This window comes from Roseateles asaccharophilus (genome assembly GCF_031458115.1).
Taxonomy (GTDB): Bacteria; Pseudomonadota; Gammaproteobacteria; order Burkholderiales; family Burkholderiaceae_C; genus Pelomonas; species Pelomonas asaccharophilus_A.
The window spans coordinates 109,596-128,340 of record NZ_JAVDXV010000005.1 but is presented as its reverse complement, the minus strand read 5'-3'; the positions used below and the strand labels follow the sequence as shown (position 1 = coordinate 128,340).

15 protein-coding genes are annotated in these 18,745 nt (G+C 68.3%); 7 read left to right on the top strand and 8 right to left on the bottom strand.

The genetic code is table 11. The annotated features are described in order from the left end of the window. The gene (locus J2X21_RS13760) at window positions 1-393 is read right to left on the bottom strand and encodes a YraN family protein (protein WP_310329484.1); all 393 of its coding nucleotides are present in this window, start codon (window positions 391-393) and stop codon (window positions 1-3) included. Here J2X21_RS13760 and rsmI point away from each other — a divergent pair. Next, window positions 386-1,306: a 16S rRNA (cytidine(1402)-2'-O)-methyltransferase gene (gene rsmI, locus J2X21_RS13755; RefSeq protein ID WP_310329481.1), complete on the top strand. Its 921-nt coding sequence runs from the start codon at window positions 386-388 to the stop codon at window positions 1,304-1,306. The two genes, J2X21_RS13760 and rsmI, sit on opposite strands and share 8 nt — an antisense overlap. Here the strand turns inward: rsmI and J2X21_RS13750 are convergent. Continuing rightward, window positions 1,284-2,462, bottom strand: coding sequence for a PQQ-dependent sugar dehydrogenase (locus J2X21_RS13750; RefSeq protein WP_310329479.1), 1,179 nt, complete (start codon window positions 2,460-2,462; stop codon window positions 1,284-1,286). The two genes, rsmI and J2X21_RS13750, sit on opposite strands and share 23 nt — an antisense overlap. Before the next feature lie 171 nt (window positions 2,463-2,633). Between J2X21_RS13750 and tldD the strand changes: the two genes are divergently transcribed. Continuing rightward, window positions 2,634-4,097 carry a metalloprotease TldD gene (gene tldD / locus J2X21_RS13745; protein WP_310329475.1) on the top strand — a complete coding sequence of 488 codons (1,464 nt, stop codon included), beginning with the start codon at window positions 2,634-2,636 and terminating at the stop codon, window positions 4,095-4,097. Between the two features lie 206 nt (window positions 4,098-4,303). Continuing rightward, window positions 4,304-5,428, top strand: a complete 1,125-nt coding sequence (locus J2X21_RS13740) for a 3-deoxy-7-phosphoheptulonate synthase (RefSeq protein WP_310329472.1) — start codon at window positions 4,304-4,306, stop codon at window positions 5,426-5,428. On the opposite strand, the gene J2X21_RS13735 is transcribed toward J2X21_RS13740, so the two are convergent. Continuing rightward, window positions 5,429-6,058 carry a 2OG-Fe(II) oxygenase gene (locus tag J2X21_RS13735; RefSeq protein WP_310329470.1) on the bottom strand — a complete coding sequence of 210 codons (630 nt, stop codon included), beginning with the start codon at window positions 6,056-6,058 and terminating at the stop codon, window positions 5,429-5,431. 122 nt (window positions 6,059-6,180) lie between these two features. On the opposite strand from J2X21_RS13735, the gene htpG reads away from it, so the two are divergent. Together htpG and J2X21_RS13725 are read left to right on the top strand one after the other, a co-directional pair. Further along, the gene (gene htpG / locus J2X21_RS13730) at window positions 6,181-8,061 is read left to right on the top strand and encodes a molecular chaperone HtpG (RefSeq protein ID WP_310329467.1); all 1,881 of its coding nucleotides are present in this window, start codon (window positions 6,181-6,183) and stop codon (window positions 8,059-8,061) included. A 157-nt stretch (window positions 8,062-8,218) separates the two neighbouring features. Further along, entirely contained in the window at window positions 8,219-8,827 is a 609-nt protein-coding gene (locus tag J2X21_RS13725; RefSeq protein ID WP_310329463.1) for a GNAT family N-acetyltransferase, read from the top strand. Here J2X21_RS13725 and J2X21_RS13720 read toward each other — a convergent pair. The 3 genes from J2X21_RS13720 to J2X21_RS13710 are packed head-to-tail and all read right to left on the bottom strand — an operon-like array spanning window position 8,824 to window position 14,520. Further along, window positions 8,824-10,305 carry a M81 family metallopeptidase gene (locus J2X21_RS13720; protein ID WP_310329460.1) on the bottom strand — a complete coding sequence of 494 codons (1,482 nt, stop codon included), beginning with the start codon at window positions 10,303-10,305 and terminating at the stop codon, window positions 8,824-8,826. The two genes, J2X21_RS13725 and J2X21_RS13720, sit on opposite strands and share 4 nt — an antisense overlap. 1 nt (window position 10,306) lies before the next feature. Continuing rightward, window positions 10,307-12,271, bottom strand: coding sequence for a serine hydrolase domain-containing protein (locus J2X21_RS13715; RefSeq protein ID WP_310329457.1), 1,965 nt, complete (start codon window positions 12,269-12,271; stop codon window positions 10,307-10,309). After that, window positions 12,271-14,520, bottom strand: coding sequence for a TonB-dependent receptor (locus tag J2X21_RS13710; RefSeq protein WP_310329455.1), 2,250 nt, complete (start codon window positions 14,518-14,520; stop codon window positions 12,271-12,273). Before J2X21_RS13710 ends, J2X21_RS13715 begins: the two co-directional genes overlap by 1 nt. Before the next feature lie 170 nt (window positions 14,521-14,690). Between J2X21_RS13710 and J2X21_RS13705 the strand changes: the two genes are divergently transcribed. Continuing rightward, window positions 14,691-15,407, top strand: a complete 717-nt coding sequence (locus J2X21_RS13705) for a helix-turn-helix domain-containing protein (RefSeq protein ID WP_310329453.1) — start codon at window positions 14,691-14,693, stop codon at window positions 15,405-15,407. Here the strand turns inward: J2X21_RS13705 and J2X21_RS13700 are convergent. Then, the gene (locus J2X21_RS13700; RefSeq protein ID WP_310329450.1) at window positions 15,394-16,686 is read right to left on the bottom strand and encodes a peptide MFS transporter; all 1,293 of its coding nucleotides are present in this window, start codon (window positions 16,684-16,686) and stop codon (window positions 15,394-15,396) included. The genes J2X21_RS13705 and J2X21_RS13700 overlap by 14 nt on opposite strands. A 100-nt stretch (window positions 16,687-16,786) precedes the next feature. On the opposite strand from J2X21_RS13700, the gene J2X21_RS13695 reads away from it, so the two are divergent. Beyond that, complete coding sequence (locus J2X21_RS13695) at window positions 16,787-17,935, top strand: NAD(P)/FAD-dependent oxidoreductase (protein ID WP_310329447.1); 1,149 nt, start codon at window positions 16,787-16,789, stop codon at window positions 17,933-17,935. On the opposite strand, the gene J2X21_RS13690 is transcribed toward J2X21_RS13695, so the two are convergent. Further along, on the bottom strand, window positions 17,916-18,629 hold the full coding sequence (locus J2X21_RS13690) for a Crp/Fnr family transcriptional regulator (protein ID WP_310329445.1): 714 nt from the start codon (window positions 18,627-18,629) through the stop codon (window positions 17,916-17,918). The two genes, J2X21_RS13695 and J2X21_RS13690, sit on opposite strands and share 20 nt — an antisense overlap. Between the last annotated feature and the right edge of the window lie 116 nt (window positions 18,630-18,745).

Genomic DNA, 18,745 nt, shown 5'->3' with positions numbered 1-18,745 from the left:
TCAACCCGCATCGAAGGCGGATTGCAGCCAGTTCAGCTCGTTGCCGTCGATGGCCACCACGTCGAAACGGCAGGGCGGCGGGGTGGCATGGCGCAGCAGGTAGTGCTGCGCGGCATAGATGAGTCGCTGCTGCTTGCGGGCCGTGACGCTGGCCGCCGCGCCGCCGTGGGACATGTCGATGCGGGCCCGCACCTCGACGAACACCAGCGTGCCGTCGCGATCGCTCATGATGAGGTCCACCTCGCCGGCATGCCGGCTGGGGCCGGCGGCGACTCGATAATTCCGCTCCAGCAGGCGCAGGCCTGCGCGCTGCAGATGCGCCAGCGCGGCGTCCTCCGCCGCGTCGCCGCGCGTCTTGGTCGCCGGTTTTGATCGAGAGCCCCAGTTGAACATTGACGCTTCCCTGCTCAGACAGGCCGCACAGGCGGCGGCCGGCGGCCAGCAGTATCCGGCCGCCACGCTCTACCTGGTCGCCACGCCCATCGGCAATCTGGCCGACCTGTCGCTGCGCGCCATCCATCTGCTGGGGCTGGTCGACGCGCTGGCCTGCGAGGACACGCGCCAGGGCGGCGGCCTGCTGCGCCACCTGGGCCTGCACAAGCCGCTGATCGCCGTGCACCAGCACAACGAGCGCGAGGGCAGCGCGGCCGTCATTGCACGGCTGGCGGCGGGCGAGCGCGTGGCCTACGCGTCGGACGCCGGCACGCCGGCGATCTCAGACCCCGGCGCGGTGCTGGTGCAGCAGGTCGTGGCCGCCGGCTACCGCGTGCTGCCGCTGCCGGGCCCCAGCGCCGCGGCAACGGTGCTCAGCGTGGCAGGCGACGTGGCGGCCACGAGTTTTGCGTTCAGCGGCTTTCTGCCCACCAAGGCCGGCGAGCGCCGCACGGCGCTGCAGGCGCTGCTGGCCGTCGAAGGCCAGAGCCAGGTGGTGTTCGAGGCACCGCACCGCATCATCGAATTGATCGCGCTGCTGGCCGAACTGGCGCCCGAGCGCCGCGTGACGGTGGGGCGCGAGCTGACCAAGCAGTTCGAGTCCATCCACACGGCCGAGGCCGGCACGCTGCCGGCGTGGCTGGCAGCCGACGCGCAGCGCCAGCGCGGCGAGTTTGTGCTGGTGCTACATGCCCGGGCACCGCAGGCGGCGGCGGACGATGACCTGCCGGCCGAGGCGCTGCGCGTGCTTGCCCTGCTGGCGGCGGAACTGCCGCTGAAGCAGGCCGTGGCGCTGGCCGCGCAGGTCACCGGCGCACCGCGCAACCGGCTTTACGACGCGGGGCTCAAGCTCAAGCGCGGCGGCGACGAGTGAGCAGGCAGCCGGCGGCCAGGCCCAGCGCCATCAGCAGCGCGGACGTGGGCTCCGGCACGGCGGCAGCCAGCAGGTAGACGCTGCCGTTGCCGACGGCGTAGAGCGCGCCGTCGCTGCCTTCGCCGAAGCTGGTCAGCTGGAAGCCCGCGAACGGCGAGTCCAGGGCCGTCATGGTGCCGCCGCTGTAGCTCCAGATGCCGCCGCTGACGAAGTCGCCGAAGACGTACTTGCCTTCCAGGCTGGCGTCGGCGCCGCCGCGGTACACATAGCCGCCGATGACCGTGCCGCCCACGTCGCGGCCGTAGTCGAACAGCGGGTCCGTCATGCCGGGTGTCGCCGGGCCGCCCACGCCGGGCGTGGCGATGCTGCCTTCGCGCACGCGCCAGCCATAGTTGGCGCCGCGCCCCAGGCCGGCCGCGGCGGATGCAAAGTTCACCTCTTCGCGCGCACCCTGGCCCACGTCCGCGAGCCACAGGTCGCCGGTTGTGCGATCGAAGCTGTTGCGGAAGGGGTTTCTCAGGCCGTAGGCCCAGATCTCGTCATTGCCCGCCGTGCCGACGAAGGGGTTGTCTGCGGGCACCGTGTAGCCGCCGGTGGCCGCGCTGCCGGGCGTGACGCGCAGCAGCTTGCCGAGGTTGCTGTTCAGGTTCTGGGCGTTGTTGTCGGGATCGTTGCCGCTGCCGCCATCGCCGGTCGCGATGTAGAGGTTGCCCGGGTCGGCCGCGCTGAAGCCTATCCAGCCGGCCTTGTGGTTGTTGCGGCCGGCCGGCTGCGCGACGGTCAGGATGGTGCGCTCGCTGTTCACATCGCCTTTGCCATCGGCGCCTAGCGTGTAGCTCGCGACGACGGTGCTCAGCGTCGTCTTGTCGATGTAGTTGACGTAGAAGCGGCCGTTGGCGCTGAAGTTGGGATCGAACGCCAGCCCCAGCAGGCCACGCTCGCCGCCGGTGTCGACCTTGCCGCTGATGTCCAGCCAGGGATCGGCCTGCCCCACGACCTTGATGACACCGGCCTTCTCGACGACGAACAGGCGCGAGTCGCCCGCTGCCGATGCGAGGAACAGCGGGTCCGTGTAGCCGGAGCTGACCAGCGTGGCGGCGAAGGCCGGGACGGTGGCCAGGACAAGGCCCGCGGTGGCAAGCAGAGACTTATTCATGCAGCGCTCCGGGTTGGTGCAGGAGCGCTGGATGCTGTGCCTGCGCATGAGCGCCCGACATCCCTAGCAGCGCCCGGCCGCGAACTGTTTTGTTAGCGGCCGTTTCAGATGACCCGCGCCTGAAAAGCCGGGACAGCGACCACAGCTTCAAGGGCTTCCTAGAATCAAGCCATGATCGCCGTCGAACCCACCCTGGCCCGCCTGGCCACCGCCCGCTCGCAACTGCTGGAGCCCTTCGGCCTGACCGAAGCGTCGCTGAGCCAAGCGCTTCGCCTCATCACCGAGCACCGGGTCGACGACGCCGACCTGTACTTCCAGACCACGCGCGCCGAGGGCTGGAGCCTGGAGGAAGGCATCGTCAAGAGCGGCTCCTTCAGCATCGACCAGGGCGTGGGCGTGCGCGCGGTGGCCGGCGAGAAGACCGCGTTCGCCTACTCGGACGACATCTCGCTGGACTCGCTGCTGGACGCGGCCCGCACCGTGCGCACCATTGCCGCCGCGGGCCAGAGCAAGAAGGTGAAGGTGCCGTCGCAAGGTCGCGTCGCCGGCAGTCGCGAGCTGTACGGCGTGGCCGACCCCATCGCCAGCCTGGACAGCGCCGCCAAGGTCGCGCTGCTGGAGCGCGCCGAGAAGATGGCCCGCGCCAAGGACCCGCGCATCGTTCAGGTGATGGCTGGCCTGGCCGCCGAGCACGAGGTCGTGCTGATCGCGCGTGCCGACGGCACGATCGCGGCCGACGTGCGCCCGCTGGTGCGGCTGTCCATCACCGTCATCGCCGAAAGCAACGGCCGCCGCGAGGTGGGCTCGGGCGGCGGCGGCGGCCGTTTCGGCCTGGCCTATTTCACCGACGAGATGATCGCCAGCTATGTCGAGCAGGCCGTGCACGCGGCGCTGACCAACCTGGAGAGCCGCCCCGCACCGGCCGGCGAGATGACCGTCGTCGTCGGCCCGGGCTGGCCCGGCGTGCTGCTGCACGAGGCCGTCGGCCACGGGCTGGAAGGCGACTTCAATCGCAAGGGCTCCAGCGCGTTCTCCGGCCGCATCGGCCAGCGCGTGGCGTCCAAGGGCGTGACGGTGCTGGACGACGGCACCATCCCCGACCGCCGCGGCTCGCTGAACGTCGACGACGAGGGCTGCGCGAGCCAGCGCAATGTGCTGATCGAGGACGGCATCCTGAAGGGCTACATCCAGGACGCGATGAATGCGCGGCTCATGAAGGTCAAGCCCACCGGCAACGGCCGCCGCGAGAGCTACGCCCACGTGCCCATGCCCCGCATGACCAACACCTACATGCTGGGTGGCAAGGACGACCCCAAGGAGATCGTCGCGTCCATCAAGAAGGGCTTGTACGCGACCAACTTCGGCGGCGGCCAGGTCGACATCACCAGCGGCAAGTTCGTGTTCTCGGCCAGCGAGGCCTACTGGGTGGAGAACGGCAAGATCCAGTACCCGGTCAAGGGCGCCACCATCATCGGCAACGGCCCGGACGCGCTGACCCGAGTCAGCATGATCGGCAACGACATGGCGCTGGACACCGGTGTGGGCGTCTGCGGCAAGGAAGGCCAGAGCGTGCCGGTGGGCGTGGGGCAGCCGACGCTGCGAATTGACGGGCTCACGGTGGGCGGCACGGCTTGAAGCCAGCCTTGGCATCTCGCGAACGCCTGAACCTACCAGCGTGCTAGATTCCGTTCCCATGTTCCGCGCAGCTTATTTTGGCTTTTGGTTTTTTCCCCGCCCCGGCGGTGGAGAGTCCTGAGCGCGCGCGCTGAACACAACAGAACTCCCCAAAAACCGCCGAGGCCGCCAAGCCCGGCGGTTTTTTCATTTCAGAGGTGCCCCCGATGAACGCCAAAGTCTCCTCCGTCCAACCCGAAGCCCAGCGCTGGTACTCCCAGGACGACAAGACCAGTGCCACTGACGACGAGCGCATCGTCGACGTGACACCGCTGCCGCCGCCGGAGCACCTGATCCGCTTCTTCCCCATCAGCGGCACACCCGTCGAGACGTTGATCGGCCAGACCCGCCAGCGCATCCGCAACATCATGGGCGGCAAGGACGATCGGCTGCTGGTCATCATCGGCCCCTGCTCCATCCACGACCCCAACGCGGCCATCGAGTACGCGCGCCGCCTGAAGGTCGAGCGTGAGAAGTACGCCGGCACGCTGGAGATCGTCATGCGCGTCTACTTCGAGAAGCCGCGCACCACCGTCGGCTGGAAGGGCCTCATCAACGACCCCTACCTGGACGAGAGCTACCGCATCGACGAGGGTCTGCGCATCGCCCGCCAGCTGCTGCTGGAGATCAACCGCCTGGGCATGCCGGCCGGCAGCGAGTTCCTGGACGTGATCTCGCCGCAGTACATCGGCGACCTGATCTCCTGGGGCGCCATCGGCGCGCGCACGACCGAGAGCCAGGTGCACCGCGAACTGGCGTCGGGCCTGTCCGCGCCCATCGGCTTTAAGAACGGCACCGACGGCAACATCAAGATCGCGACCGACGCCATCCAGGCCGCGGCTCGCGGCCACCATTTCCTGTCGGTGCACAAGAACGGCCAGGTAGCCATCGTCGAGACTCGCGGCAACGCCGACTGCCACGTCATCCTGCGTGGCGGCAAGGCGCCCAACTACGACGCCACCAGCGTTGCCGAGGCCTGCGCCGACCTGGACAAGAGCAAGCTGCCGCAGCGCCTGATGGTGGACTGCTCGCACGCCAACTCCAGCAAGCAGCACCAACGCCAGCTGGACGTGGCGCGCGACATCGCCGGCCAGCTGCGCGAAGGCAGCAACGCCATCTTCGGCGTCATGGTGGAAAGCCACCTGAACGACGGCGCCCAGAAGTTCACGCCGGGCAAGGACGACCCGGCGGCGCTGCAGTACGGCAAGAGCATCACCGATGCCTGCCTGGGTTGGGATGAGTCGCTGGCGGTGCTGGATGTGCTGTCGGAAGCGGTGAAGGCCCGACGCTGATCAGGGCTGGGTGCCGTCCGCCATCGCGCGGACCGCATCCAGGTTCGGGAAGGTGGACTGCCCCGCGCCTACCAATGGGTAGTACATGACGTCGGTGCGCAGCATGTACTTTGTGCCCGCGGTGACGACAGAGCCGCGATGGCGCAGGCGGTGCGGGAAGACGACGACGTCGCCCTGTGCACCGCGAACTTCCTTGAGCGTGCCTTCGACATCGAAGGTGGTCTTACCGCGCTCGTAGTCGTCGCTGAGATAAATCAGCAGCGTCAGCTGGCTGCGTTCGCCGTTGCTGCGCTCGAACGGCCCGTCGACATGCCAGTCGAACTTCTGCGTCGCCGTGTAGCGGTAGAAGCGGAAGCGCTCGTTGAGGCCCGCGAGGCCTCGTGCCGTCCAGACGGGCGGCAAATCCAATGCGACGCGTCGCCATACCTCCAGAGCCAGTTCGTGGCTGTCGAAGATGACGCGGTCGTTGTTGCGCACTTCGCTTTCGAAGCGCGCACCGGTTTCGGTATTGATGGTGGCGGGCTCGAAGCCGAAACCTTCGGCCTGCTGGATGAAGCGCGCGCAGTCGGCGGCTGAGAAGACTTGGGGCAGGCGATTAATGCCGTGTCCGAGGCTGATGGGAGCGGTCATGACGAGATGGGTTTACGCTGACGGGTTTGGCGCTGGCCCGGCCTTGAAATCGGCGCGGCCGGCCTCAGGTGGCCGCCCTCAGGGCGGCGATGCCCAGCGTTCCCTAAAGTTTTCTCATTGCCATGACCAAGCAAACCCACGCCTTCCAAGCTGAAGTCAAACAGATTCTGCACCTCGTCACGCACAGCCTTTACTCCAACAAGGAGATCTTCCTGCGCGAGTTGGTCAGCAACGCCAGCGACGCCTGCGACAAGCTGCGCTTCGAGGCGCTGGACAACGCGGCGCTGTTCGAGGACACGCCCAACCTGGAAGTGCGTGTCAGCTTCGACGAGGAGGCCAAGACACTGACCATCAGCGACAACGGCATCGGCATGAGCGCCGACGAGGCCGCCGCGCACCTGGGCACCATCGCCAAGAGCGGTACGCGCGAGTTCATGGCCAAGCTGGAAGGCGACCAGAAGAAGGACGCCCAGTTGATCGGCCAGTTCGGCGTGGGCTTCTACAGCGGCTTCATCGTCGCCGACCGCATCACCGTCGAGACGCGCCGCGCCGGTCTGCCGGCCGATCAGGCCGTGCGCTGGAGCAGCGAGGGGACCGGCGAGTACGAGCTGGAGACCATCACCAAGGCCGGTCGCGGCACCGATGTCATCCTGCACCTGCGCGACGGCGAAGAGGAGTTCCTGAAGACCTGGCGCGTCAAGTCCACCATTGCCAAGTACAGCGACCACATCTCGCTGCCCATCCTGATGAAGAAGGAGACCTGGGACGCGGAGAACGCCAAGCAGGTCGTCACGGATGAGTGGGAGCCCGTCAACAAGGCCTCGGCGCTATGGTCGCGTTCCAAGAGCGACGTCACTCAGGAACAGTACGAAGAGTTCTACAAGCAGATCAGCCACGACAGCGAGGCGCCGCTGGCCTACACGCACAACCGCGTGGAAGGCCGCAGCGAGTACACACAGCTGCTCTACATCCCGGCCAAGGCGCCGTTCGACCTGTGGAACCGCGACAAGCGCGGCGGCGTGAAGCTGTACGTGAAGCGCGTCTTCATCATGGACGACGCCGAGGCGCTGATGCCGGTCTACCTGCGCTTCGTCAAGGGCGTCATCGACTCGGCCGACCTGCCGCTGAACGTCAGCCGCGAACTGCTCCAGGAAAGCCGCGACGTGAAGGCGATCCGCGAGGGCTCGACCAAGCGCGTGCTGGGCATGCTGGAGAGCCTGGCCAACAGCGAAGACCAGGCCGACAAGGACAAGTACGCTGCGTTCTGGACCGACTTCGGTCAGGTGCTGAAGGAAGGCATTGGCGAGGACCACGCCAACCAGGAGCGCCTGGCCAAGCTGTTCCGCTTCGCGTCCACGCAGGCCGACGCGAACGTCAGCCTGGCGGACTACGTGAGCCGCATGAAGGACGGCCAGGACGTCATCTACTACATCACCGCCGACAGCCTGGCCGCCGCCAAGCACAGCCCGCAGCTGGAGATCTTCCGCAAGAAGGGCATCGAGGTGCTGCTGCTGACCGACCGCGTCGACGAGTGGATGTTGAGCCACCTGTACGAGTTCGACGGCAAGCAGCTGCAGTCGGTCGCCAAGGGTGCCGTGGACCTGGGCAAGCTGCAGGACGAGGACGAGAAGAAGAAGGCCGAGGAAACGGCCGAAGCCTTCAAGCCGCTGCTGGACAAGCTGAAGGACGCGCTGAAGGATCGCGCCAAGGACGTGCGCGTGACAACCCGCTTGGTCGACTCACCCGCCTGCATCGTCGTGGAAGAGGGGGATGTCTCGGGCCATCTGGCGCGCCTGCTGAAGCAGGCCGGCCAGCAGGCGCCGGTGTCGCTGCCCACGCTGGAGATCAACGCCGAGCATGCACTGGTGAAGAAGCTCGATGGCAGCGCCCAGTTCGACGACCTGGCGCAAGTGCTGTTCGACCAGGCCGTGCTGGCCGAAGGCGGTCACCTGGAGGACCCGGCGGCCTATGTGAAGCGTGTCAACGCGCTGCTGCTGGGCTGAAATCGCTGTCCAGAATGGTGCACAACGCGCCGGGAGGCGGCAGTTGTGCGCTATTGCCGGGATTTGTGACAGCGATGCGACAGATCCCGTCAGCCGGGGCTTCCGGTCGGGGCGATGAGTGGCTACCCTGCTGGGGTTTTCACCTAATTCTGACTAGATGGTCCAGTTTGAGCCCCGCGAGGCCGTCGCCGCCGTTCCGGCAGCGATGGTCACCCGCCGCCTGGTGCTGCGTCCTCCCAAGGACAGCGATCTGGACATCCTGATGGCCTTGTACGCCGATCCGGCGGTCAGCCGTTTCTGTGCGGCCGCCACGCCCCAGGGCCTGGACGCGACACGGGCGCAACTGCAGGCCTGGCTGGCGCACTGGCAGACCTATGGCTTCGGCCACTGGGCCATTGCCGAGCGCGAGAAGCCCGACCAGCTCATCGGCTTTGGCGGCCTGATGCATCGCAGCGTGGCCGGCCATGCGGGCCTGTTCCTGTACTACCGCATCACGCCGCAGGCGTGGGGCCGCGCGCTGGCGTCCGAGATGGCGCTGCACGCGATGACGCAGGCCTTCGAGCAGCGCCGCGAGTCGTCCGTCGTGGCGGCGGTGCTGCCCAGCAATGCGCCGACGCGCAAGACGCTGGAAGGCCTGGGCCTGCGCCTCAAGGGCACGCTGGCCGACGGCCCCGGCAGCGCTGCGGCGCTGCTGTATGAGCTGAATGCCGACCGCTGGGCCAGCTTGCCGCACGGCGAACCCGAGGCCGTTGCCTTCGCCGCTTAGTCCAGCGGCCACACGGGCCGGGGCAGGTGCTTGTAGGGCAGCCGGCCGAGGTCCGATGCCAGGCTGCCGGGTGTATCGGCATACACGACCGAGGCTGCCATCGCATCGAAACCGGAGCGGAAGTGCTGCGTCGACTTCACGACGACCAGTCGTTTGGCGGTGGGTTCGACGCCCAGCTCCTTGAAGCAATCGGGCGAGAACACCTGCTGGCGAGTGCTGTTGAGCACGATGTCTACGCCCTGCGCACGTACGGCCACCGCAGCGCCCAGCGCATCCTTGCCGCCTGGCGTCAGGCTGCGCTGGTGTGCATCGGCGCGGCAGGCCAGCACCTCGACGTCCAGGTCGACCGGGTCGCCGGACATCGGCCCCACCTTGCCGCCGATGCGTAGCGGCAGCCGCGCGCCGACGCCCGCCGACATGGCGATCGCCACGGCCTGTGGATCCCAGATCATGCCCAGTGCCACATCCCGGATGCCGCGATTGAGCAGCTCACGCAGCACGAAGGTGCTGTCGCCTGCCGCACCGCCGCCAGGGTTGTCGGCGGTATCGGCCAGCACGACGGGACGGCCGCCAGCCCGCTGCATCGCGGCTTCGGCTTCATCCAGCGCCGCGTTCAGCGGCAGCCGGTTGGCGGCCGCGCGCTCGCGCAGGCCGTAGAACGTCTCGGCCAGTTCGCCCAGCAGTTGCGTGGCCGCCTTGCCGGCGGCGGGTGTGTCCTGTGCGAGCACCAGCACGGCGGCGCTGGTGTGGGGCGTGTCGGACCACGGAAAGCCGTGCAGTGCCGACACCGACACGATGCCCGGCACCGCCTCCTCGCTGGTCTGCAGTTGCCGGACAAAGTCGCGCATGGGCGGCTGCGTCGTGCCGAAGATGCCCAGCAGCGGCACGCGCCGCCATTGCGTGCGTATCGCCAGTTCGCCGCGCGCCATCGCGCTCAGCATCGCGTGCAACTCCTCGCCGCGGGCCGCGTAGTCGATGTGCGGGTACTCCTTGCAGGCGACCAGCACGGCACCCGACTCGACCATGGCCGGGCTCAGGTTGCAGTGCAGGTCCAGCAGCGCGCCCAGCGGCACGCGCGGGCCGATGAGTGCGCGCACGCGCGTCAGCAGGTCGCCTTCGCAGTCGGGGTAACCGTCGGCCAGCATGGCACCGTGCAGTTCCAGCAGCACCGCGTCGACGGCGCCCAGGCTCAGCGACGCGCGCAGGTCGTCTAGCAATTCGTCGCGCAGCTTCTCGTAGTCGACACGGGACAGCGGGCCGGCCGGCTGCGCCTGCGCATACAGGCCCGGCAACAGCGTGTCGCCCTGCCGCGCTGCGGCGGCGATGACGCCCACCAGATTGGGCTGCGCTGCGATCTGCTGCAGCGCCTTGGCATCGCCGCGGTGGATCAGCACGCCATCGCGGAACGACTGCACACTGGTGGGCAGTGGCGAGAAGCTGCTGGTTTCGTGCACCAGCCCGGCCAGGAAGAGCTTCATGTCAATAGTTCTGGTTGAAGCCGATCAGGTGGTGATATGTGGCCACGATCAGCAACACCGCGAAGGCCAGCACCCACACGATGGCCAGCGCCTTGGTCCAGCGGTCGCCGACCTTCAGTGCGCTGCGCGCATGCAGACCGGCCACGACCAGCCCGCCGATGACGGACACCGCCAGCGCCAGTTGTGCCAATGGCAGCACGAGGCTCGCGTCGCCCAGGCTTTCCAGCAGTGCCACGACCCAACCCCACAGCCCCAGCGCCACGATCGCCAGCACGCTGGCGCCGCGCACCCACGTGACCTGCTTGGTCGGCGGCACGGCCACGTGGTGGCGGCGGCGCAGCACGGCGGCCACGGGCCACAGCAGCACCGTCAGCAGCAACGCGACGATGGCCAGCCCAGCCATCACCAGCACCACGGGGCTGGCCATGAAGGGCACGGGCTCGAAGATGAAGGCGAACACGAAGGGCTCCAGCCCCCAGTGCTTGACCTTGCCGTTCTCGACGATGGCCTGCAGCCGGCGCTTGCCGTGTTCCTCCTCCCAGAAATAGGGCTTCACCTCTCGGTAGGTGCTGCGGGCACCGGCCAGGTCGATGGACAGGCGTCCATCCTCCAGCGCCTGGACCTTCAGCGGGCTCAGCAGCTGCAGCACGGACAGCCACGTCGAGTCTTCGCGGCGCGTGTTGCGGTAGGCACCGGCCATCTGCTGCGCGTGCAGCTTGGCGGTGGCCTCGTCCACGGCCGGCTTCGTGGCCGGGCGCTGGTCGGGCAGGTAGCGGTCGGCGAAGGCTTCGAACAGCTTGTCGCGAAGCCAGGCGCCCTGGCGTTCATGGCCGGCGGCGTTGACCGATACATACAGGCCGATGCCCTTGTCGACGAACAGCAGCAGGTCGCTGTGGAACAGCACGGTATCGCCGCCGTGCGCCAGCACGCGGTGGCCATTGATGTTCTGCTCGTAGAAGCCCAGGCCTATGCCCATCAGGTCCGGCAGCGGTTGGGTGAGCTGGCCGAACATCTGCTTGACCGTCTCGGGCTTCAGGATCTGCGCATCACCCAGCCGACCCTGCTGCAGCATGGCGCTCATGAAGCGGCCCATGTCCGCGCCAGGCGCCGACATGCTGCCGGCGGGCGGCATGCTGATGATTTCGAAGCCCTTGGGCTTGTCGTCCCAGGTCATGTAGCCCTGCGACATCTGGGCTTCCAGCGCCTTGGGCAGCGGCTGGCGGAAGGTGGACTGCTGCATGCCCAGCGGGGCGAACACCTGTTGCTCCATGTAGTCGTCGAAAGGCTTGCCGCTGACACGCTGCACGATGTAGCCGGCCAGCGCCGTCGCGTAGTTGGAGTAGCCAGGCGTCGTGCCGGGGTCGTAGACATAGGGCGGGATGTAGCCCTTCAGCACCTTGCCAAGGTCGGGCGTGGCGGGTGTGTAGGTCAGCAGGTCGCGCGCGGTCTCCTCGAAGCCGGTCGTGTGCGTCATCACGTGGCGCAGCGTCAACGCCTTGCCGTTGCGGCCGGGGATCGCGAAGTCCAGGTACTTGTTGAGGTCGACATCAAGCTCAAGCTTGCCCTGCTCGACCAACTGCATGACCGCCACCCAGGTGAACAGCTTGGACACCGAGCCGGGGCGGAACAAGGTCTTGTGCGGGTCGACGGGCAGGCGCTTGTCCCTGTCGGCGTGGCCGTAGCCCTTTTGCAGCAGCGGCTGGCCGTCCTTGACCACCACCACCACGGCGCCCGGCACGCGCGCGGCACGCAGCGCGCTGGGCATCAGGCCGTCGATGAAGGCCTCGGCATCGACGGCCGTGAGCGCCGTGCCCGACGTGGGCGCAGGGGCAGGCGTTTCCGGCGCCGTGACGGCGGCGGGCGGTGTGACGGTCGGCGCGGGGCCGGTCTGGGCCAGCGCGGCGGCGCACAGCGCCAGCGCCTGCAGGCCGATGAGCATCTTCTTCATGCGGGATCCCGTGGTCATCAGAAGTTCAGGGTCAGGTTGGCGCCCAGCGTGCGCGGGGCGACCGTCGTGACATTGAGTGGCAGGCCGAAGGCGGTGAGTGCGGTGTCGGCGCCGAGGATGGCGCGCTTGTCGGTCAGGTTGCGCACGAAGGTGGCCAGCTGCCAGCGGCCGATCTCCCATCCCCATTGCGCGTCCACCAGCGTGTAGCCCGGCTGGCTGAAGTTGGGCACCGAGCTGCCGGCCGAATCGAAGCCAGCGTTGCGCTGGCCCACGCGGCGCAGATTCAGCCCCGCATAGGACGGGTGGCCTGCCAGATCGAAGGCATAGCGCGCGCCCAGCGTGAAGGCCAGCCTGGCCGTGTTGGGCATGCGCGAGCCGGCGGGGCCCAGGGCGGGTGCGTCCTCGGTCAGCTTGGGGTCGGTCCAGGCCAGGCTGCCTTCCAGGTTCCAGTGCGCATCAACCTTGTACCGGGCCGCCAGCTCCAGGCCGCGCACGCGCGCCTTGCCGGCGTTGACGACGATGGTGCTGGCACCCACGGCCTTGGGCTGCTGCAAGTCCTTCCAGTCGATGTTGAACAGCGCCGCCTCGAGGTTCAGGCGCTTGTCCAGCAGGTCGGCCTTGTAGCCCAGCTCGTAGCTCCACAGCGTGTCGTGGCCGAAAGTGGTGGGTGTGCCAGGGATGACCTGGCCGTTGGCGTCGATGGCCGGCGAGTTGGGGCCGCCCGGCCGGTAGCCGCTGGCGGCGCGGAAGTAGACATTGCTCTGCTTGTCGATCGCGTAGCGCAGCGTGGCGAGGTAGGTCTTGGCCGTGTCCTCGCTGGGAGCCGACGAGTTCAGCTGCTCGTTCACGTAGACCGTGTAGACCTGATCGTTCCTGGCGACGCGCGTGCCCAGCGTCAGCGACCACGTGGGATTCAGGTTCCACGTCACGTCGCCGTAGAACGCGCTCTCGCGGTACTCGGACGGTTGGCCGGTCGTGGTCAGCGTCATGTCGCCGCCCCCACCCGCGACCTGCGCCCACAGGCGCTGGCCCACGTGGCCGGTCTCCTTGGTGCGGTAGTAGCCCAGCAGCCATTCGACGGTGCCGCGCTGCGAGGTCAGCCGCAGCTCCTGTGTCTGCTTGCGCAGTCCATAGGCGTTGTTGAGCGACACGAAGTCGAATGCCGGGTTGTTGCCTAGCAGCGCGGTAGCGTCCTGGCCGGTGGCGCCGTCCTGGCGCTGCGCCGATGCGATGGCATTGAAGCGTGCCAAGCCGAAGTCGTACTCGAAGTCGGCCGAGCTGAGCCGTGTCTTGAGCTGGTAGGCCTCGCCGGTGTCCAGGTGGCGCGTCAGGTCACCGTAGACCGGCAGCCCCTTCGCGGCGTCGTACTCGACGACATTCAGACCGTTGCGCTGGATCTTTTGCTGCGTGTGGGCCAGGCGCAGCTTCATCTTGGCGACGGGTTCGATGAGCACCGACACGCGCGCGCCGCGCGTGTTGCCGTCGTTCACGTGATCGCCCGCGGCCTTGCCCACCGCGTTGATGTAGCCGCCCTCGTGATCGTTGAAGGCCGACACGCGCAGCGCCGCCACATCCTGGCTCAGCGGCACGTTCAGCACCGCGTGCTCGGTGTGGCCCAGCCCGCCATTGCGGGCCTGGCGCACGCCCAGGCCCAGCTTGCCCGAGAACTGCGAGCTGTCGGGCTCGTTCGTCACGTACTTGAGCAGGCCGCCCATGGCGCCGGCACCGTACAGCGTGCCTTGCGGGCCGCGCAGCACCTCGATGTGGCGCAGGTCCAGCAGCGACAGGTCCAGCGCGGTGTTGGCGCCGCCCACGAAGGCGCTGCTGGAACCGAAGGCCACGTCGTCGATGTACATGCCCACCGTGGCGATCTGCTGCTCGCCGACGCTGACGCCGCGCATCGTGACGGCGCCGCGGCCCGGGCCGCCGGAGGTCTTCACGTCCACGCCCGGCAGGCCGCCCACGTAGTCGCTCAACGACGTGGCGCCAGCGCGCTCCATGGCCTCGGTGCCCAGCGTTTCCACGCGCAGCGGCACATCGCGCACCGGCTCACGGCGGCGCGTGGCCGTGACGGTCACGATGTCGAGCTTCTCGACGACGTCGCCGGAGGCTTCCGGCGCTGTGGCGACAGCGGCCTGGGCCCACAGCGGCCCCGAGCAAAGTGCGGCAAGGCCCGGCACCAGCAGGGCCGCAAGCTTGTGGCGCTTGTGGCGCCGGAGGTGTGCTGGCGGCGTGCCGAAACGAGCGAAGCGGATGGACCGGCTCATGGCATCTCCTGGATCAGGAATGGTTGTTTGATCCATGAAGTTTCCAATTTGGAAAATTCTTTCCTATCGGTGGAAACCTTAGATGAAGCGCAGAATCTTCCTAAGGGCAACTGGGGAGGCGCCCCGCCCTGGGGCGTCACCTAAGATGGAATCGGATTTCCTCCAGAGAAATGGCCAACTCCACCCCCACTCCCGGCGAACACATCCGCAGCGTGCGCAAGCGGCTCGGCCTGACCTTGAGTCAGGTCGGCGAGCGCACGGGCCTGGCGGTGTCCACGTTGTCCAAGCTGGAGAAAGGCAACGTCTCGCTGTCCTACGACAAGCTGATGCTGCTCAGCCGCGGCCTGGGCGTGGACATGGCCGAGCTGCTGCACGATGCCCAAGGCGCCCGCTCCGCGCCCAGCGGTGGCGGCCGGCGCGTGGTGCACCGCGCGGGTGACGGCCAGGTCGTCGACACGCAGAGCTACAAGCAGACCTACCTCGCGTCCGAACTGCTGAACAAGCGTTTCACGCCGCTGATCGCCGAGGTTCGCGCGCGCACGCTCGAGGAGTTCAAGGCCGAGTTCGGAGACCTGATCCGCCATCCCGGCGAGGAGTTCGCCTTCGTCATCGAGGGCGAGGTGGTCTTCCATTCCGAGCTGTACGCCCCGGTAACGCTGAAGCCGGGCGATTCCATCTTCTTCGACAGCGAGATGGGGCATGCCTACCTGAGGGCGTCGGACGAGACCTGCCGGCTGGTCGCCACCTGTGCGCCGCGCAACGGCCAGGATGAGATGGCCCAGCACTTTCTCGAGGCGTCGCAGCGCCTGGCCGCGCCGCCGGCGTCGGCGTCGCCCAAGGCGGCACGGGCTGCCGCCAGGCCAAAGCCCAAAGCTACGCGGCGCTAGTGGCTTCCACGCGCCGCAGCAGCGGCCGCAGCGCATACAGCGCCAACGCGGCGGCGCCGGTGATCGCACCCAGCAGCACGAAGAAGCCCGTCGTGCCCAGCGGCTCCATGTAGCGGCCCACGACGCCGGACAGCAGGTTGCCGCCGAACGACGCGAGGAACCACGCCGCGATGATGGTGGCGCCCATGCCGCGCGGAGCCAGCCGCGCGAACAGGCCCAGCCCGACGGGCAGGATGTACAGCTCCGCCAGCGTGTAGACGATGAAGAAGGCGCCCACCCACAGCATGCTCACCGGCGTGCCTCCATGCGTGGCAGCCAACAGCGCCAGCATCAGGTAGGACAGCGCGACGCCGGCCGCGCCCCATGCCATCTTGGCCAGCGACGATGGTTCGCGACCACGCTCCGCCGCGCGACGCCAGCCGGCCACGACGAAGGGCGTGAACAGGAACACCAGCAGCGGATTCAGCGACTGCATCCACGTGACCGGCACCGTCATGCCCCACAGCGCGCGGTCGACACCGGTCTCGGCCCAGACCGCCAGCGTGTTGCCGCTCTGTTCGTAGCCGCTGCGGAACACGACGACGGCCAGCCCCACCAGCAGCAGCGGCACGAAGCGGCCGGCGCCGGTCGCGGCCGGTGCGTCGGCAGCAGCGGCCTGCGAGCGCGGCCGGTCCGGCGGCAGGTGTCGCCCGCCCAGCACATAGATGGCCAACCCCAGGCACATGCCGACGCCGGCCGCACCGAAGCCCCAGTGCCAGCCATAGACCTCACCCAGCGTGCCGCACACCAGCGGCGCCAGCAGCGCGCCCAGGTTCACGCCCACGTAGTAGATGTTGTACGAGCCGCCGCGGCGCGGGTCCTTCTCGTCGTAGAGGTCGCCAACCTGGCTGGGCAGGTTGGGCAGGAACAGGCCGTTGCCCAGCGCGATGAGCACCAGCGCGGCGAAGAAGGCCGACTCGAACGCCAGCACGAAATGGCCCAACGCCATCAACGTGCCGCCAATGAGGATGGCGCGGCGCCGGCCCAGCCAGCGGTCGGCGAGGTAGCCGCCGAAGATGGGCGTCAGGTAGACGCCGCCCGCATAGGCGCCGTAGATCAGCGACGCATCGGCCTGCGCAAACTGCAGGTGCCGGATCATGTAGTAGATCAGCAGCGCCTTCATACCGTAGAAGGAGAACTTCTCCCACATCTCGGTCAGGAAGAGCACCACCAGGCCGCGCGGCTGGCCGAACCACTGCGCAGGATGGTGTTGCGGTGAGGTCTGCAGGGAAGCGTCCACTCGATCTCCTCAAGGCGGGGTTGGATGCGCCGGCTTCGGCGTTGCCCAAAGATTTTCGTGATGGTACATTTATTTTCCAAATTGGAAAATTCATGCAGCCATGGGTCAAGAGACAACGAAAAATGTGGATTGCATCGTCATCGGCGCCGGCATCGCAGGGGCGTCAGTCGCGGCCTCGCTGGCGGGCGAGGCGAGTGTGGCGGTGCTGGAGATGGAGCCCCATGCGGGCTACCACTCCACAGGCCGGTCCGCGGCGCTGTACTCGGCGCTGTACGGCAATGCCACCATCCGCGCGCTGACGCGGGCCAGCCTGGGCTACTTCCGCACGCCGCCGCAGGGCATGGTCAAGCAGGCATTGCTGCGCGAGCGGCACACGCTGTTCCTTGTCGGTGCGGGTCAGCTGGACCTCGTCGCCGGCTTCACGGCCGATGCAGATGTGCGCGAGCGCACGACGACGCTGAACGTGGAAGAAGTATTGGCCCGCGTGCCGCTGTTGCAGCGCGAGCGCATCGCCGGCGCTCTGCTGGACGAGACGTCCGCTGACATCGACGTGGACCTGCTGCACCAGGGCTTCCTGCGCGCCGCGCGCGCGGCCGGCGCGCAGCTGTACCTGGACACGGGACTGCAGGCACTGGAGCGTGAAGGCGGCAAGTGGCTGGCCCGCACCGCCACCGGCAGCTTCCGCGCCGGCATCGTCGTCAACGCGGCTGGTGCGTGGGCCGACGATGTGGCCGCGCTGGCGGGCATCGCGCCGGTGCCGCTGCAGCCGCTGCGCCGCACGGCGGTCCTCGTCGACCTGCCTGACGGCGTGGACGCGACGCTGTGGCCGGCCGTGGTTGCCATTGACGAGAGCCAGTACTTCAAGCCCGACGCCGGCCTGCTGCTGATCTCGGCTGCCGACGAGACGCCCAGCCCGGCCTGCGATGCGCAGCCCGAGGAACTGGACGTCGCCATTGCGGTGGACCGCTTCGAGACGCTGACCGGCCAACCCGTGCGCCGCGTGCGCCACCGCTGGGCCGGCCTGCGCGTGTTCAGCCCCGACCGCACGCCGGTCGTGGGCTTCGAGCCGTCGGTGCCGGGCTTCTTCTGGTGTGCAGGTCAGGGCGGCTATGGCATCCAGACCTCGCCGGCGCTGGGCCGTGCGGCTGCCGAGTTGGCGCTGGGCCGATCGCTGCCGCGCGATCTCGCGGACCTCGGCGTGACCGCGCAGCAGCTGTCGCCGCAGCGTTTCAGGCCGGGAAGCGCCTGAGGCCGGCCAGGTCCAGCACGCGCAGGCCGCCGTACTCGATGCGGATCAGCTGCGCCTCGCTCAAGCCGTGCAGCGCCTGGTTCACGCGCTGGCGTGAAAGCCCCACCAGATAGCCCAGTTCCTGCTGCGTGATGCGCAGCCAGTTGCCCACGCCCGGGTACAGCAGCGGGTGGAAGAGGGCGGCCAGGTTGCGTGCCACGCGCACGTCGGGGTCGTGGATGCGGTCGGTCTCGCGTGCCGCGATGAACTGGCCCAGTCGTTCGTTCAGCTGGTTCAGCACGAAGCGGTTGAACGCGATGCTGCCGTCCAGCAGCGCATGGAAACTGGCGATGGGCAGGCCCGCGACGACGCTGGGCCGCAGCGCCTGGATGTTGTAGCGGTAGCTCTCGCGCTTGAGCAGCGTGCCCTCGCCGAACCAGCCGCCGGGCGGGATGCCGGTGAAGGTCACGGCCTGGCCGGTGCTGTCGTCGTTGTTCATCTTCAGCAGCCCGTCCACCACGCCGAACCAGAAGGTGGCCGGCCGGCCGATGCGGCACAGCCGTTCGCCAGGGGCCGCGTCGGCCACCTCCAGCGCGGCGACGGCCAGCTCGCGCTGTGCGCCGTCCAGCAATTGCAGCCACGGGATGGCCTCCAGCTCCGCCGGGCTGGGGCGGCGGGCGCGTTGACGCAGCGGCAAAGGCGCGAAGTCGGCCATCGTGTGCGGGAAAGTCTGGGCGGTGAAGACCCGTAAATTGTCGTCGTACCGACAGATGGGCGTCAAAGTCGTGGCCAGAATGGGTCGCACAGACGGAGGCTCCAGCCCCCGCAACG

What these genes read in the sequence shown, in the direction of transcription:
- J2X21_RS13725 (WP_310329463.1), top strand. Translation starts at nt 8,219, where the DNA reads ATGGTCCAGTTTGAGCCCCGCGAGGCCGTCGCCGCCGTTCCGGCAGCG.
- tldD (WP_310329475.1), top strand. Translation starts at nt 2,634, where the DNA reads ATGATCGCCGTCGAACCCACCCTGGCCCGCCTGGCCACCGCCCGCTCG.
- J2X21_RS13760 (WP_310329484.1), bottom strand. Translation starts at nt 393, where the DNA reads ATGTTCAACTGGGGCTCTCGATCAAAACCGGCGACCAAGACGCGCGGC.
- J2X21_RS13710 (WP_310329455.1), bottom strand. Translation starts at nt 14,520, where the DNA reads ATGAGCCGGTCCATCCGCTTCGCTCGTTTCGGCACGCCGCCAGCACAC.
- J2X21_RS13715 (WP_310329457.1), bottom strand. Translation starts at nt 12,271, where the DNA reads ATGACCACGGGATCCCGCATGAAGAAGATGCTCATCGGCCTGCAGGCG.
- J2X21_RS13720 (WP_310329460.1), bottom strand. Translation starts at nt 10,305, where the DNA reads ATGAAGCTCTTCCTGGCCGGGCTGGTGCACGAAACCAGCAGCTTCTCG.
- J2X21_RS13690 (WP_310329445.1), bottom strand. Translation starts at nt 18,629, where the DNA reads ATGGCCGACTTCGCGCCTTTGCCGCTGCGTCAACGCGCCCGCCGCCCC.
- J2X21_RS13705 (WP_310329453.1), top strand. Translation starts at nt 14,691, where the DNA reads ATGGCCAACTCCACCCCCACTCCCGGCGAACACATCCGCAGCGTGCGC.
- J2X21_RS13735 (WP_310329470.1), bottom strand. Translation starts at nt 6,058, where the DNA reads ATGACCGCTCCCATCAGCCTCGGACACGGCATTAATCGCCTGCCCCAA.
- J2X21_RS13750 (WP_310329479.1), bottom strand. Translation starts at nt 2,462, where the DNA reads ATGAATAAGTCTCTGCTTGCCACCGCGGGCCTTGTCCTGGCCACCGTC.
- J2X21_RS13740 (WP_310329472.1), top strand. Translation starts at nt 4,304, where the DNA reads ATGAACGCCAAAGTCTCCTCCGTCCAACCCGAAGCCCAGCGCTGGTAC.
- htpG (WP_310329467.1), top strand. Translation starts at nt 6,181, where the DNA reads ATGACCAAGCAAACCCACGCCTTCCAAGCTGAAGTCAAACAGATTCTG.
- J2X21_RS13695 (WP_310329447.1), top strand. Translation starts at nt 16,787, where the DNA reads ATGGGTCAAGAGACAACGAAAAATGTGGATTGCATCGTCATCGGCGCC.